Origin of the sequence: Campylobacter concisus, from assembly GCF_002092845.1 — a bacterium.
In the GTDB taxonomy this organism is placed as follows: domain Bacteria; phylum Campylobacterota; class Campylobacteria; order Campylobacterales; family Campylobacteraceae; genus Campylobacter_A; species Campylobacter_A concisus_AQ.
Genome location: NZ_LVXF01000001.1, coordinates 215110 through 230663 on the forward strand (window position 1 = coordinate 215110; position 15554 = coordinate 230663).

General features: G+C 37.4%; 18 protein-coding genes and 1 tRNA gene. 2 read left to right on the top strand and 17 right to left on the bottom strand.

The genetic code is table 11. The annotated features are described in order from the left end of the window. Positions 1-107: 107 nt before the first annotated feature. From A3854_RS01085 to aroQ, 14 genes are all read right to left on the bottom strand, one after another. The gene (locus tag A3854_RS01085) at positions 108-1787 is read right to left on the bottom strand and encodes a hypothetical protein (protein WP_084040955.1); all 1680 of its coding nucleotides are present in this window, start codon (positions 1785-1787) and stop codon (positions 108-110) included. 34 nt (positions 1788-1821) lie between these two features. Then, positions 1822-2088 (bottom strand): helix-turn-helix transcriptional regulator, encoded by a 267-nt coding sequence (locus A3854_RS01090; RefSeq protein ID WP_084040956.1) that lies wholly within the window; start codon positions 2086-2088, stop codon positions 1822-1824. Positions 2089-2421: 333 nt separating this feature from the next. Beyond that, a tRNA-Asn gene (locus A3854_RS01095) sits at positions 2422-2496 on the bottom strand. A gap of 112 nt (positions 2497-2608) precedes the next feature. Further along, positions 2609-3631: a tRNA 2-thiouridine(34) synthase MnmA gene (mnmA, locus tag A3854_RS01100; protein ID WP_084040957.1), complete on the bottom strand. Its 1023-nt coding sequence runs from the start codon at positions 3629-3631 to the stop codon at positions 2609-2611. 48 nt (positions 3632-3679) lie between these two features. Further along, positions 3680-4273, bottom strand: coding sequence for a TIGR00730 family Rossman fold protein (locus tag A3854_RS01105; RefSeq protein ID WP_084040958.1), 594 nt, complete (start codon positions 4271-4273; stop codon positions 3680-3682). After that, positions 4273-5121, bottom strand: a complete 849-nt coding sequence (gene fliY / locus A3854_RS01110) for a flagellar motor switch protein FliY (protein ID WP_072594737.1) — start codon at positions 5119-5121, stop codon at positions 4273-4275. Before fliY ends, A3854_RS01105 begins: the two co-directional genes overlap by 1 nt. Next, on the bottom strand, positions 5111-6211 hold the full coding sequence (gene fliM / locus A3854_RS01115) for a flagellar motor switch protein FliM (RefSeq protein ID WP_084040959.1): 1101 nt from the start codon (positions 6209-6211) through the stop codon (positions 5111-5113). Before fliM ends, fliY begins: the two co-directional genes overlap by 11 nt. Continuing rightward, on the bottom strand, positions 6211-6915 hold the full coding sequence (locus A3854_RS01120; RefSeq protein WP_021090868.1) for an RNA polymerase sigma factor FliA: 705 nt from the start codon (positions 6913-6915) through the stop codon (positions 6211-6213). The genes fliM and A3854_RS01120 overlap by 1 nt, the downstream gene beginning before the upstream one ends. Next, positions 6887-7231, bottom strand: a complete 345-nt coding sequence (locus tag A3854_RS01125) for a hypothetical protein (RefSeq protein WP_021090750.1) — start codon at positions 7229-7231, stop codon at positions 6887-6889. Before A3854_RS01125 ends, A3854_RS01120 begins: the two co-directional genes overlap by 29 nt. Before the next feature lie 13 nt (positions 7232-7244). Continuing rightward, a complete protein-coding gene (locus A3854_RS01130) occupies positions 7245-8111 on the bottom strand; it encodes a P-loop NTPase (RefSeq protein ID WP_084040960.1) in 867 nt (288 codons plus the stop codon). Further along, positions 8104-9471, bottom strand: coding sequence for a flagellar biosynthesis protein FlhF (flhF, locus tag A3854_RS01135; protein WP_084040961.1), 1368 nt, complete (start codon positions 9469-9471; stop codon positions 8104-8106). The genes A3854_RS01130 and flhF overlap by 8 nt, the downstream gene beginning before the upstream one ends. Positions 9472-9480: 9 nt before the next feature. Beyond that, complete coding sequence (folK, locus tag A3854_RS01140) at positions 9481-9957, bottom strand: 2-amino-4-hydroxy-6-hydroxymethyldihydropteridine diphosphokinase (RefSeq protein WP_012140119.1); 477 nt, start codon at positions 9955-9957, stop codon at positions 9481-9483. Next, positions 9954-10979, bottom strand: a complete 1026-nt coding sequence (locus A3854_RS01145) for a M24 family metallopeptidase (protein ID WP_084040962.1) — start codon at positions 10977-10979, stop codon at positions 9954-9956. The genes folK and A3854_RS01145 overlap by 4 nt, the downstream gene beginning before the upstream one ends. Continuing rightward, a complete protein-coding gene (gene aroQ / locus A3854_RS01150) occupies positions 10976-11455 on the bottom strand; it encodes a type II 3-dehydroquinate dehydratase (protein WP_084040963.1) in 480 nt (159 codons plus the stop codon). The genes A3854_RS01145 and aroQ overlap by 4 nt, the downstream gene beginning before the upstream one ends. Before the next feature lie 84 nt (positions 11456-11539). Between aroQ and mqnF the strand changes: the two genes are divergently transcribed. Beyond that, positions 11540-12757 (top strand): aminofutalosine deaminase family hydrolase, encoded by a 1218-nt coding sequence (mqnF, locus tag A3854_RS01155; RefSeq protein WP_084040964.1) that lies wholly within the window; start codon positions 11540-11542, stop codon positions 12755-12757. Next, a complete protein-coding gene (sppA, locus tag A3854_RS01160) occupies positions 12745-13608 on the top strand; it encodes a signal peptide peptidase SppA (protein ID WP_084040965.1) in 864 nt (287 codons plus the stop codon). Before mqnF ends, sppA begins: the two co-directional genes overlap by 13 nt. Positions 13609-13661: 53 nt before the next feature. Here sppA and A3854_RS01165 read toward each other — a convergent pair whose 3' ends face one another. From A3854_RS01165 to A3854_RS01175, 3 genes are all read right to left on the bottom strand, one after another. After that, positions 13662-14552, bottom strand: coding sequence for a glutamate--tRNA ligase family protein (locus A3854_RS01165; RefSeq protein WP_084040966.1), 891 nt, complete (start codon positions 14550-14552; stop codon positions 13662-13664). Then, positions 14530-14775: an RNA recognition motif domain-containing protein gene (locus A3854_RS01170; RefSeq protein ID WP_009294719.1), complete on the bottom strand. Its 246-nt coding sequence runs from the start codon at positions 14773-14775 to the stop codon at positions 14530-14532. Before A3854_RS01170 ends, A3854_RS01165 begins: the two co-directional genes overlap by 23 nt. A gap of 223 nt (positions 14776-14998) precedes the next feature. Continuing rightward, on the bottom strand, positions 14999-15550 hold the full coding sequence (locus tag A3854_RS01175) for a DJ-1 family glyoxalase III (RefSeq protein ID WP_084040967.1): 552 nt from the start codon (positions 15548-15550) through the stop codon (positions 14999-15001). Between the last annotated feature and the right edge of the window lie 4 nt (positions 15551-15554).

Consider the following 15554-nt stretch of genomic DNA (forward strand, 5'->3'; position numbering starts at 1 on the left):
ATCGTATTTTGAAAGCAAAATCACATATTGGTCATTTTGATAAAATTTGTCCTACCGGTACTACTCTATAATAATCTATTAAAGATTTCTCGCTACCGATAACTTGCTTATATCTCCATCCCATCCCTACTATACATCTTGCCTTTTATCTCATTTTTTACCTCATTTGGTTCGTCATCCAGCAACCTGCTAAAATTCGGTATTAGATTGCTTATTTTTGAGATAAAATTAATAACCTTCGTTTTAAAGTTTTCTAATACAGTTAACTTATCCTGTAAATTTTCTATCCTTTCGTCTTTAGCTTTTACTTCTCCTTCCAGCTCGGATATTCTTCGATCTTTGCCATTTATAGAAGTTTGTAGTTTAACGATTTGTAGTTGTTTATTATCGTTATCTTTCTTTATGGCTTCTTCGTTTATTTTGGATGCTTCTAAATATCCGTTTCTTTGCTTTAAATATTGATTTGTTTTTTCTTTATATTCTAGGTCTTGATTGACTTTTTCAAGCTCGCTTTTTAGTATGTCGCTTTGACTTACTTTTTGCTTTAATTCTTCTATTTTTTCTTTATCTGCTTCAAAGCTTTTTATTTGATTTTGCAGTTTAATGTTTTCGTTATCTTTTTGGATTAGCTCGGCAGAGAGATCGCTTATTTGCAAATTTCTATCTTTTATAATTTCATCTTGATTATTTAGATTTGCGTTTGCTTCTTTTAATTTTTCGTTTTCTTGGATTAACTCTTCGTTAGATTGTTCTAGTTGATTATTTTTTGCTATTACTTCACCTTTGTTTAAAAGCTGATTGGTTAGTTCCTCGACCGTTTGTTTTAATTCGCTATCAGTAACTATGTTTATATTGTCCTTCATTTGATCTAAAACCAAATTCGTAAGACTTGTTATAAAAGCCTTATCGTCTCCGATTTCCAGTCTAAAATAATCTTTGCCAAACATAGACTCTTTCTTTTTTATATACTTCCTTGCTCTATCGACTATCGATTGTCTAATTTTGTTTTTAAACTCTTGCTCATTATTAAACTCTTTTTCATCTTTGTGCATTTGTTTTAAATTCTTATGTCTTGCCTTAGTGCCGATTTCGCCACGCATTGCTATGCCTTCAAATGCCGCTCCGCCCATTTCTTGCATACTTCTGCCAAATTTTAACGTCTCGCCTTTGCCGTTGAACCTAAGGTTTTTATGGTTTTCAAATTGGTAATTTGTAAAAATAAGCTGATAATGCTTAGTTTTCTCATCGTTGTGCTCAGCGATTAGCAGGCATTTAACGCCGTATTTAGCGCAATAATCGTTTGCAAATCTTCTAACTCTGTCGAGCGAGACCTGAGCGTTGATAAAATTTACTTCGGTTTTATTTAGCCCTTCTTTGGATTCTTTATTCCGATCGGTGCCGAAACTTATGACTATTTCGGAAAACCCGACCATATTTTCTCGCCAACGATTCTTTACCACCTTGCCGTTTTTATAGATTTTAGTTTGGGCTTCGTAGTCGGCCTTCATTTTTTCGTGGTATTTTTTCAAGAGTGCTTTTATATACTTTCTATCGCTAAATTCCCTATCGCTATTAGGCATCTCTCGCATATTGCCGTTATCGTTATATTCGCTAAGCACTATGTATCTATTATTACGGCTGTTGCCTCTAAGATATCCGATCTTAGAGGCGTGCTTAACCTCTCTAACATTGTGCTCATACCTTATAATAGCCTTTTTGAGCGTCAAGAATTCGCTTCTTACACAAAGAACTAGGCTGTGTCCGCCTATTTGAAGAGCATCACTCATTTTTAGTCCTTTTCTTTATTATCTACTATAGAAATTAAGAGCATGTTTTAACCCTTTTTTGAAAAATATAAGTCGCGATGTCCGTTATCGCAAACGCTATGCGAGAATTCTTTGCATCTCCCATCTTTATATAACGCGGAATATCTCTGCCCTGCGATATACGAAGATCAAGAGTAGATACGCCGATGCCAAGAACCCCTGCGGTTTGCTTTCTGTCTAGAACTACCTTTCCTTTATATTGGCTAGATATGTGCTCAAGAAGCGTTTTGTACTCTACATCGTTATATAGTTCGTTAAGCATCCCATTTTCTCCTTATGCTTATTCTTATATAACTAATTATATGTACTTTTCATTTACTCTTGCTATTTTGAGTAGTTTTTGGATAGTTTTTGAAAAATTTTTAATATCCTATGATTTCTTAGGGTATTTTAGAGTAATTTAGGATAAAAAATGTTTTCTTGTTTTTAAAAACAAAAATAAAGCATCTTAGATTGACTTAGAAAACATGGCGAGAAATTGGAATATTAAAAAATTTCGGGAACAAATAGGGAACAAATTTTATAAAACTAAGAAAACTTAAAGTTCTTAAAATATCGTTAAAATCGGGATTTTAAAATGATTTTTGAAGAAGAATGGCTCCGGATGCTGGGTTCGAACCAGCGACCAAGTGATTAACAGTCACCTACTCTACCGCTGAGCTAATCCGGAACACTTGAAAAGAGCTCGTATTATAGACGAAAAGATATATTTTGTCAATAAATTTTAGCTTAATTTGGAAAAAATCGCACAGAGCTCAATAAATTTTTATAAAAGGCTAAAACTAGCCTTTTATAAATCCACTTGCAATAACCTTATCGCCATCATACATAACACAAAGCTGGCCTTGTGCCACACCAAGTGCATTTTGATTTAGCGTTAGTTTTGCTGTTTTATTCTCTTTATCAACCTCAACAAAAGCATCAAGTTTAGGGCTTCTATATCTTATCTTGGTTTCGCAATCAAATTTATCTTTATCTATAAACAAATTTACGTTTTCAAGCTCGACTACCTTTTGAGCCAAGTCATCTTTTGTTCCTACAACGATCTCGTTTTTATCGGCATTTATCTTTATAACAAAATGTGGCTCATGGGCGCCAAAAACCTCAAAACCACGGCGTTTACCGATAGTATAGTGCATATAACCTTGGTGACGGCCGATTATTTTGCCGTCTTTATCAACTACGTTTCCTGGTAAATTTGTATTGTAATGCTTATTTAAAACTTCGATATAGGTATCTTCCACAAAGCAAATTTCACTACTTTCTGCCTGCGTAGCAAATTCTTCAAGCACTTTTACACTTCTTGCAAGCTCTTTTATATCTTTTTTAAATTTATCCCCAAGCGGAAAAATAACATCTTTTAATATCTCTTTTGGCACTTGGGCTAAAAAGTAGCTTTGATCCTTGCTAGGATCTTTTGCACATGTGATAAATCCATCAATAACTTGCACATAATGCCCAGTAGCAAGCTTCTCACAGCCATTTGCCTTTGCAAAATCAAGCAACGCACCAAGCTTTATAAATTTATTGCACAAAGCACAAGGATTTGGCGTCTTGCCCTCTTTATAAAGCTTCACAAAAGGATCATAGACAAACTCGTTAAATTTTTCCTGCAGATCCAAAATATGCACCTTTATGCCAAGATACTCGCCTACTTTTTTTACTTTTCTGATATTTTCTTCGTGATATCCTGGCTTTTGATGTAGCATCATATAGCAACCTTGCACTTCATGACCAGCTTCTTGCAGAAATTTAGCCGTCATAGTGCTATCTACACCACCGCTCATTGCGACCATTACTTTCATATTTTTTACCTCTTTGAAATTTAAAAGCGGATATTTTATATCTTATTTTTAAATAGTCAAAATTTCGTTTGCGATAAGCTCTAAATCATCGGTGATTTTGTATAAATTTATATCTTCTTTTTTTATTGTTTTTTGGCTAACTAGCGTATTTTTTATAAACTCATCAAGCCCTTGCCAAAACTCGCTCCCAAAAAGAAAAATTTTTACTTTTTTGCTACCAACTTGAGCAAGTACTAAAATTTCAAAAAGTTCATCAAGAGTGCCAAAGCCGCCCGGAAAGACGACAAATGCGACTGAACGATCGGTGAGTGCAAATTTTCTTGGGCTTAAATTTGAAAAGAGATATTTTGCTGTGACGTAAGGGTTTGTATTTTGTTCAAACGGAAGCCTCACATTTAGGGCTATACTTGGCGATTTTGCACTGTCAAACGCGCCCTTGTTTGCGGCTCTCATTATGCCATCCCCGCCACCAGTTAAGATGGCATATCCTAGCTCGTTTAGTTTGTAAGCTAGTTCATAAGCCTTTTTGCAGTAGAAATTTTCTTCATCAAATCTAGCCGAGCCAAAGAAGGTAACATTTTTATTTTTATATTTTAAGACGTTTGGAAAATTTAAAAGATCACTAACTAATTCATTATTCATTATTTTAACTGTTGAAGCCTCTCGCGTTTTGAGCCTATCTGAGTGATCTGGATGCCAAAGTTTCCGTCTATTATTACCACTTCGCCAAGGGCTATTACCTTATCGCCGATCAAAATTTCAAGCGGATCATTTGCTAATTGATTTAACTCGATAACTGAGCCAATATCCATGGTAAGTACATCTTTTAAAAGCATTCTTTTTGAGCCGATACGAACACGAATAGGCAGCCTAACGTCCATTATAAGACCGATATTTCTCATCTCTTCAGCGCTAAAATCGCCCTTAGCTACGTGAGGAGTGCTCGCTGGTGCAGCTGGTGCTTCAGTCTTTGTTGGCTCAAAAAATTTCATCAACGAATGATCGCAAGCAAAACCGATATGCTCGCTTAAGTCTTCAATTTTGACATTAAATAAAAATAGCTTTTCATAAACACTAAAATCAAGCGAAGAATTTTCATCTAAAAAATTTACATTTATTACTTCAAAATTTATCTTTGGCATGCCCTTTTGAGCACCCAAAGATGTACTAAAGGCACTAAAAAGGTTTGAAAATATCTCTTTTGCGGCGTCAAGCTCATCACTGCCTAAATTTTCATTCTTTGAAATTTCCTCTTCGCCCATCATCCATTCGCTAATGGCACTTATTAAAACCGGAGTGCATACTATCTCTGTTTTAGCATTGATGTCGCCACTTAAAGAGATATTGGCCATCACTACTGGTGGCTTTATGCCATTTTGCGTTGGTGCATCAAATTCATTTCTTTCACCAACTTCTGGAGCTCTGCCCGTAAGTCCTTCGATAGTAGCTTTTAATTCATTAGAAAATATATTAAAAAAATCATTCATCATCTTCGTCGTCCTCTTCTTCCATTTTGCGCTCATTAGCTTCATACGCCATTAGCTTTGCTTTTCGCTCTTCTTCGTATTTTTCTAAGATATTTTTGATCTCATCTTTATCAGAGCGTATTAACTGCTCAATCCTTATAGATTTTCTAAATCTATGAAGCCCAACCTCAGCTAAGAAAACTTCTTTTTTATCGATACAAACGATCGCCTTATCATCAGCTCCTCTATCAAGCCTTAAAATATCGCCTTCTTTTAAATTTAAAAACTCATTTACGCTAATGATCGATTTGCCAAGTATGGCTTCATATAAAATTTCTGCTCGTCCGATAAGTGTTTTTAGCTCTTTGTTTCTACTTTTTTTTGCACTCGTTTCACCAAGCATAATGTCCCTGTTTGCAAGGCGTGAGAGTATCGGTTCAAGATAGATGACTGGATAGCATAAATTTATCATACCGCTTGAGCCACCAACTATGATCTCCATAACGACCATGATGACGATCTCGTTTTGAGAGACGATCTGTACGACATTTGGACTGCTCTCTTTAGCTTCCACATTTGGATACATATCAGTTATCATCGACCAGCTCTCTTTAAGACGTTGCATGATCATTCTAAGCACCGCATCAAGTAAATTTACTTCGATGTCGGTTAGCTCTCTATTTGCCTCAAAATTTTCACCAGTTCCGCCAAGCAAACGATCTATCATCGGAAAAGCAATGCTTGGATTTATCTCCAAAACACAGTTTCCATCAAGTGGCTTTATAGAAAAGACGTTGAAACTAGTTGGACTTGGCAAACTCATCAAAAATTCGCCATAAGTCATCTGATCAACACTGTGAAGTCTGATCTCGACAATACTTCTCATCACACTTGAAATTTGACTAGCTAAATTTCTAGCAAGCTTATCATGGATGCCTTTTATCGCGCGAAGCTGCTCTTTACTAACGCGGTTTGGACGCTTAAAATCATAAATAATAATCTGCTTTTGTTCGCCTTGCGATCTCTCTTCGACCTCGATATTACTCGTATCGCCGTCTTCATCGACAACTTCAAGTAGCGCGTCTATCTCTTCTTGACTTAAAATATCAGCCATTAAACCCCCAAGCTACGCCTAATACGATCAAGCAAACGTTTATGAATTTGTGAAATTCTACTCTCGCTGATATTCATGATCTGGCTTATCTCTTTTAAATTTAGCTCTTCATAATAATAAAGCTGAACTAACATCTGATCTCTTTCGTCAAAATCTTTTAAAGCTTCTTCTATTTTTAAAATGAGATCCTCTCTCTCAATGCTTTTCTCGACATCATTTTGACCAATTAGCTCCATTTGCTCGTCTATTGGCAAAATAGTAATGATACCGCTAACGCCTCTTGCCTCTCTTATCTTCTCAATATCTTCATTAAGCTTTTCGGCCAAATACTCATCGCTTGGCTCTTCTTCAAATTCATTAAAATAGTTATCTATCTCGCTATTTATGCTCTTTACTAGCTTTCTATCGCTTCTGCTAACAACATCAAGCGTCCTTAGATAATCAAGCATAGAGCCATAAATTCTCTTTTTGCCATAACCCCAAAAAGAGTCATTTTGCTCCTTGTCATACTTCCTGCTAAGTTTTATCATCTCTTCAACGCCAATGCTTATTAGGTCATTTGTATCTATGCTTGATGGTAACCTCTCTTTAAGCCTAAACGCCATTGCACGCAGTGCTGGCATATATTTTAAGACGATTTCGTCTTGTTCCTTTTTTATCGTATTTTTATAAGCGTTAAGCTGCTTTTGCTTTAACTCGTGCATTTCGTTTACCAGAATCAAAATTTTCAGCAGTCATTTTTACCATAATATTTTCCATACGCTTTTCTCTAGTATTTAGCTCAGAGATGAGATAGTCTGCGATCTCTTCGTGTTTTTGTTTGTCAAAAATTTTAGTTAAAGCCCTTTTTACATCGATGTAGTTCATGATAACAATGTGAATTATAAGATAAAAAAACAAAGTAATAACTAGTGTATAAACAAGCATTTCGATAGGCTCACTCACCTTTAACAAGGTAAAAACTATACCTACAAAAAAGCCACAAACCGTAAAAAATGCTATAAAATTTTCTGCACGCAAAGCTCAATCTCCATTAAAATTGTTCTATCAAACGCTTAAAGAAGCCCCCAAAGCTCCTGCTTTGCTCATCGTTAAGCACTTTTCGTTCCAACCTATAAAGTAAATTCGAAGCTATCTGTTTTATCTGGGCACTAGGCTCAGCATAAGCAGCGTCGTCTGTAAAAAGCGTTCGTTGTTTTATACTTCTTGAAACATTCTTATCAGAAGTCACAAATCCTATAAGCTCTAAATTTAAGCTAGGCCCGATATTTGCATTAGCAACGCGTTTGATATTTTCATAAATTCTAGTCGCTTCTACTTCATTTTTTACCATATTTAAAAGCAAAAGCTCACTATTTTTAAACCTTGAGACGATCTTTATGACAGCGTATGCATCAGTTATCGCCGCAGGATCAGGCACGGTCACCACTACTACCTCATCAGCCGCTTCTAAAAACAGCTGCGTACTGCCGCCTATACCAGCTCCGGTGTCAATGATCAAAAAATCAAGCTCATCAAGCTCGCTCGCCTCATCCAAAAACCTCTCAAATAAAAATTGATTGTTAAATTTCAAAATTTCATCACCGCTTTCGCCAGGAATGAGGATCAAATTTTTATTTATAGGTATCAAGATATCTTTTAGGCTGCACTCACCTTTTAGCACGTGAAGTAAATTTTTACCCATTTTTACATTTAGGATGACATCAAGGTTTGCAAGGCCGATATCAGCGTCAAATAGTCCTACTTTGTAGCCATTTTTTGATAAAACATTTGCTAAATTTGCACTTATCGTACTCTTACCAACACCGCCTTTGCCGCTAGTTATCGCAATAAAATGCGTATTTTTGCTCTTGCTTTGAGACTGGACTAAATTTTGTAATTTTTGCGCTTGATTATTCATCGCTAGCCTTTTGCTTTGTAAAGCCGTCAAACACGCACTCTACTAAAAATTCGCTCTTTGCCTCCACAAGATCATCAGGCACCTCTTGGCCCACGCTAAAGTAGCTAACCGGCGTATTTGTCTCATATATCAGCGAAAAGACGTTACCAAAAATTTTTGTCTCATCAAATTTTGTGATTATCAGCGTGTCAATATCCAAAAATGAAAACCCATTATAAATTTCTATCAGATCTTCAACCTTTGAGCCAGCCGAAAGGACCAAATTTACATCAATCTTTGCGCCGCTATGCTTTAAAAATTTATCAAGCCTTTCAAGCTTTTCTTTGTCATACTGCGAATTTCCAGTCGTATCAATAAGTATCACATCACAATAATTAAGCTGTTTGATAGCATTTTGAAAGTCATCTATCTCGATAACATCGAGAATAGGCAGCTTCATCATTTTAGCGTATTGAAATAGCTGCTCAACCGCTCCGATACGATATGTATCAAGCGTGATGATACCTGTTTTATAGCGCTTTTCATTGCCGTAAGCAAAACGAGCCGCTAGCTTTGCAAGAGTCGTAGTCTTACCAACTCCAGTTGGACCAACTAGCATCATAATACGTTGTTTTTTATCGCTTGGCTCTTTTCTGCATGGCAGCATATTCCGTAAAAGCGAGTAGAAATATCTTTTTACTGCGGTTGGATTGCTCTTCATTGAGACTGGTAAATTTTCAAGCGTCGTTTGCATAATAGCCTCTAAATGCTCATCTTTCATCCCGCTTTTTTTTGCGAGCTTATAGATACTTGCAAACTCAGGTGGGATCGAAAGATTGTTGCGATTTGGGGCTTTTTCATCCCAGATCATGTCAGTTATGAGCCCTATTTTTTCGCTTAGTACGCTTACTTGCTTTGCCACATCGTCTATTTTTTTATTCATGCCATTTGATATGCTCGACTCTTTATCTTTGACGTCATCGATATTTACATTTGCGATCGTGCTTATCTCTTTTGCAGCAGCTGAGATATTTAAAAGCACGCTCTCGTTTGGGTCATAAGGCTCGGGCGACGCTGTCTTTGCCTCAAATTTAGCCGGCTCTTCTTTTATCTCAAATTTTGGCTTAGTAGGCTCATAGTTTTTATTAAATTTAGAGTAGGCATTTTCGTAGTTTATGGCTTTTGTATTTGGTTTTGTGGGCTGCTTTACGTCGTCTTCTTCGACGCTTACTAAAATTTCATAAAGCGGCTTTTTATTTATCGTTTTGGCTTGAATTTGCTTTGTTGTAACAAGTATGGCCTTTTCACCGCACGTTTCTTGAGCCTTTTTCAAAGCCTCAATGGTGCTCTCACCTGTAAAAGTATGAAATTTTGTAGCCATTTATATCCTTTAACCTCTCATAAGCCCTAGTGGCACGATCACGCTAAGCCTCTTACTAGCCCCCGGGTGCGGGACGATAAGGCGCGGCGTCTTATAGACTTTTTTACTAAAATACAAAATATCTAGATCAAGCGTACGTGGCGCATTTTTAAACGTCCTCACGCGCTTAAATTTACTCTCATAGTGCCCCAAAATTTTTAGCAAATTTCTAGGGCTCATAGATGTTTGTAAATTTATAACAGCGTTACTAAAATCATCCTGCGCTTCGTAGCCAAATGCCGCATTTATAAGGATCGGCGAGACTTCAACCACATGAAACCTGCTATCGCTTGTAATCGCTCTTATAAATTTATCAAACCTCTTTGCGCTATCGCCGATGTTGCCACCCATGCCAACTAGCGCCTCATACTTAAACTCATCTCTTTTATGAAAAAAACTAGGGCAAAAACGGCTTTTAACAATCTTTCTTGCTCCAGCTAGCCTCATAAAATCTCGCACCCACCTTCTCTTGCGACCACCACGTCCTCGATACGCACGCCAAATTCATTTTCTAGATAAATTCCAGGCTCCACGCTAAAGACCATACCCTTTTTTATGAGCGTTTCGCTCCTTGCTGAGATGACTGGAAGCTCGTGTATATCGACACCCACGCCGTGTCCTGTCGAGTGAAAAAAAGCCTTTTCATATCCAGCCCTTGCTATCACACTTCTTGCTGCAAGGTCTATCTCGCACGCCTTAACGCCAGCTCTTGCGACCTTTATCGCAACAGTCTGAGCCTCTTTTACGATTTCGTAAATTTCTTGCATTTTGGCGTTTTTAAATTTTTGCTCCTTTGAGAAGTTAAAATTTTCATCAAAGCAAGCAGTTCTGGTGCGATCAGAGCAGTAGTGATTAAATTTAACCCCAGCATCAAGTAGCAGCAAATCGCCCTTTTTTAAAATTTTATCCCCAGGTAGCGCATGCGCCTTTGCGGCATTTTCATTTATCGCTACGATCGGATCAAAGCTAAGACCTAGCTCGTTTTTTTGCCTAAAGATGAGCGAGGCGTTAAAATGAAGCTCTTTTTCGCTCATTCCTTCGCCATTTTCACGCACAAATTTAGCAAATTCATCAAAGCATTTTGCTCCAAATTCGCTAGCTTTTTTTAAAATTTTTATCTCATCTTCGCTCTTGCAAATTCTCTTTAGCCTAGAGAAATTTGCCTTTGGCTTGAAATTTATCTTAAAACCCTTGCTAAGCGCGTTAAACTCGCTTAAGCTTAGCTCATCAGGGTTAAAAACGAGGCTACTTGGCTTCATCTTTCTTAAAAATGCCCTAACCTCGTTTATTAAATTTCTCTGAGCTAAAAGAACGATCACGCCTGCATTTACGCAGCTTTTTGCCTCGAAATAATACCTCGCATCCGTGAAAAAGTATTTCACGCCATCAACGCATAGCAAAAACTCATTGTCGCAGCTGTAGCCGCACTCGTAAAATACGGCGTTTTCGTCCTTTAAGATGAAATTCATTGTGCTTTTTGATTTGCTCTTACTGCTTTGATTTGCTCAAAAATTTGAAGCATGCCTATCATCGCCAAATGATAACCAACTGGTCCAAAGCCTACGATCTGGCCTGCTGTAACTGGTGCGATGAGGCTTTTATGGCGGAACTCTTCTCTTCTATAAACGTTGCTGATATGCACCTCGATAACTGGTAGCGCAACCGCACTTAACGCGTCACGGATAGCGATAGAGGTGTGAGTGTAAGCGGCTGGGTTTATGATGATGCCGTCAGCATCGCCCAAGCACTCTTGGATCTTATCAACTAGCTCGCCCTCAAGGTTGCTTTGAAAAAACTCGATCTCAACGTCATTTTGATCGGCAACGATCTTCATTTGAGAGTGGATATCCTCCATCTTCATAACGCCGTAAATTCCTGGCTCTCTAGCGCCAAGCATGTTGATATTTGGGCCTTGGATAACCATTATTTTTAGCTTCTTATCCATGTCACTCCTTTTTGATTAAATAGCCCAAATTATACATTTTCGTTCCTAAATTTTCGCTACAATAACAAAAATTTAAGGCTAGAAATGGAAATTTTAAAAGCAAAAAAGATCATCACTGGCGGAGAAAATCCAAAAATTTTAAGAAATTCTTGTCTAGTCATCGATGATGATAAAATTTTAGAAATTACAAGTGAAAAAGAGGCGCAAAAGAAATTTAAAGAGGCTAAAATTTGCGACTTTGGTGATAGCGTGATCGCCCCAGCGTTCGTAAATACACACGTTCATTTGGAATTTAGCTCAAACGTTAGCACACTAAAATATGGCGATTTTATAAAGTGGCTTGGCTCTATCATCGATAAAGGGAGCGAGCTAGCCAAAATGGACGCTAAAAAAGCAATGAATGAAGCTATAAAATCACTGCTAAAAAGCGGAGTTTGCACCATTGGCGAGATATCTAGCTTTGGTTCGGAGCTTGAAATTTTAGCCGCTAGTCCGCTAAAAGTCGTGCTTTTTAGTGAAATTTTAGGATCAAGCGAGCAAATGGTTCAGCAAAATTTGCAAAATTTCTTAGCTAAATTAGAAAAAACAAAGGGCTATAAAAATAAAAATTTTACCCCAGCCATCTCACTGCACTCACCCTACTCTGTGCACCCAAAGCTAGCCAAAGCCGCCCTTGAGATAGCCAAAAAGGATGACTTGCTAGTTAGCACGCACTTTTTAGAGAGCAAGGCTGAAAAGCAGTGGCTAGAGCATAGCAGTGGTGGCTTTAAAAAGCATCTTTTAAGATTTAGCCCAGATCCAAAGCCTATGTATGATAAAGAGGGCTATTTTGAGATGTTTCGTGAGATAAATACGCTATTTACGCACTGCGTTTATGTGAGCGATTTTGCTAAATTTAAGCCTCATCACAGCGTGACGCACTGCGCCGTTTCAAATAGGCTACTTGGTAAAAAGGCGCTAAATTTAAAAGAAATTTTCAAAAACAATGTCAGTCTGAACATCGGCACAGACGGCCTTAGCTCAAATATCAGCCTAAATTTTTGGCATGAGCTAAGAGCTGCCCTATTTACCCACACGAGCCTTGATCTAAACGAGCTTGCCACTAGGCTTTTTGTCGCTGCAACGCATGGTGGAGCAAAAGCGCTTAGAACAAATAACGGCGAAATAAAGGCAGGACGAGCGGCCGATCTTGCCGTCTATAACGACCTAGAGTGCGATGATAGCGAGCTAATACTTCAGCTCATACTTCATACAAATGAGGCTAAAAAACTATATATCGGAGGCAAAATTTGCAAATTTTAAGACTTATTTTTAGAGGATTTTTGGGAATTTTTAAATTTATCAACAACTACTTTAAGGCGCTCATATTTTTACTCATCTTATTTTTCGTATTTGCGCCAGATGGTAAGATGAAAGAGCCAAATTTAGCCCGCATAGATATCACTGGTACGATAATGGATACAAGCGAAATTTTAGATGCGCTCGAAAAAGCAAGAAGTGACAGAAACATCAAAGGCGTGCTACTCTACATCGACAGCCCAGGCGGTGCGCTAAGTCCTAGCGTGGAGCTAGCCATGGCGGTCAAGCGGCTAAAAGAGAGCAAAAAAGTGCTCGCATACGCAGCTGGCAACATGGCAAGTGGTAGCTACTACGCTGGCGTAAATGCCGACACTATCGTAGCAAACCCGGGCGCTTTCATAGGCTCGATCGGCGTCATCATGCAAGGGGCAAACATCGAAAATTTAGCCAAAAATTTAGGTGTGAGCGAGCAGGTGGTGAAGGCTGGCGAATTTAAAGAGGCTGGCACCTTTATGAGGAGCTGGAGCAAGCAGGAGCGTGAGAGCTTGCAAGGGCTCGTAAATGACGCTTACATGCTATTTGTAAGCGACGTGGCAGAGGCTAGAAATTTAGATATCAAGAAAAAAGATGAGTGGGCAAATGCGAGAGTCTTTTTGGCACACAACGCCCTAAAGATGGGGCTAATTGATAGCCTTGGTAGCTACATAGACGCTCAAAACGAGCTAGCTAAAATGAGCCTCGTAGATGAGCCAGTTTGGCAAGAAAAACCGCAGATCGAAAAGATAATTGAGAAATTTACAAAGCAAGGCATAAACTCGCTTTTTAATGCATTTTTTGAGACAAGGCTCAAATAATCAAAGCAAAATATTAAGGCGGGGATAAACTGCATATATAATATAAATTTAGCTCATACTTTGCAAAAATTTTTTGCAATATTTTTTAGCTTAAACTCGTAAAGTAGATTTTGGATTTTGTCTGCTGATTTTATATCTAAACCAAGATCATTTGCTAAAATTTTATAATAAATTTGCGGGCTATCTTTTAGATTAATTGGCGGTGATTTTGAGCTTTTTGAGAGCTTTTTGCCATCTTTTAAAAGTAGCTTATGATGAATAAAATTAGCATTATAAAAGCCAAAATTTAGCCTTTTTGCAAGGTATCTTTGAGCTAGCGTGCAAGCCTTTAGATCCTCACCTCTAACAACCAAATTTACGCCCATGTCTTCATCATCTATCACGCTTGCAAAGTTGTAAGCAGGAGTAAAATCTTTTTTGTATATCACAAAATCGCCCATTTGCTCTGCCACAAGCTTACCAAGAGGATCGCCCTCATCCACGCTTAGTCTAATAGCAGTATTGTCTTTTATAAATTTTAGATTTTTATCTTTGCATATTTTAGTATAAATGCCGTTTATGTAGGCATTTTTTGTAGTCCTTGAACATTCGCAGATATAAATTTCATCTAGTTTTTCAAGTACATCTTCGTATCTTTTAGCTCTTACTTTAAAGCTAAAATTACGTTCAAAGTCACTTACATTAATTGGACCTTTGTCGTAATCAATTTCCAAAAATTCTAAAACATCAAAGATATTTTGAACAAATTCTTGCCGGTATCTACTAAGATCATAATCATCAATACGTAAGTGCAAAACGCCACTTGCCGAACGTGTCAAAAGATAAGTTAGGATGAAGTTATAAGCATTGCCAGCATGCAAAAATCCACTAGGCGTAGGAGCTATGCGGGATGCTATGCCACCATTTGGTGGCAAATAGTCATTAATCCCTTGGTCTGGCCTCATTTACCCTTAAAGTACGTCCGCCTAGTTCTTTTTCATTTAGTGCGTCTATAGCTTTTTGTCCCTCATTTGCATCGTCCATTTCAACAAAGCCAAAGCCTTTTGAGCGATCAGTTTCTCTATCTTTTACTATTTTTGCTCGCCTTACTTCACCAAATTGCGCAAAGGCTTCCTTTAATTCTGCCTCTGTCGTTCTATACGACAAATTTCCTACATAAATATTCACAGGAGCGTTCCTTAAAAAAATTACCGATTTATTCGGTTAGTGTGATAATAGCTAATTTTCGTCAAAAAGATGTAAAAAATCAAAAATTTATTATATTTTTTTGAAAAATATTCTTAAAAGCTACAAACTCGTATATATAGAGTTTTTATAACTATCACTAAACAAAATCTAATCTTAAGTTTAAAAAGAATAATTAAATAAAAAACTATTTTATCTTTATAAGCTATTTATAAAGTAAATCATTCTTTACTTGAAGATAGGCTTCATCGCCAAGTAAATTTTTAACTATAAAAAGTGCAAATTCCATTGAAAAAGCAGGACCTTTTGCTGTAATAATATTTTGATCCCTCAATACACTCTTACCGTTATCATAGCCCCTTTTATCACTTCTTACATTTTCTTCAAATCCTGGATAACAAACAAAATGATCTTTTAGCACACCAGCACTCTCAAGCACCATAGGAGCAGCACAAATGGCACAAATAAGCTTATTGCTTTTATCAAAATTTTGCAAAATTGCTTTGAGCCTTGTATCGTTTGCTAGATTGCTAGCTCCTGGAAGTCCGCCAGGAAGGACGATCGCATCGTAGTCTAGCTCTTTCATCTCGCGAAGTGTCACATCGGCTTTTACGCATATATTGTGACACCCTTTGATGTTTACGTCATTTAGCCCAACAATAGAAGCTATCGCTCCAGCTCTACGTAAAACATCAACAGAAGTTAGTGCTTCTATCTCCTCAAATCCTTCAGCTAAAATCACAGCAACTTTTTTCATAAAT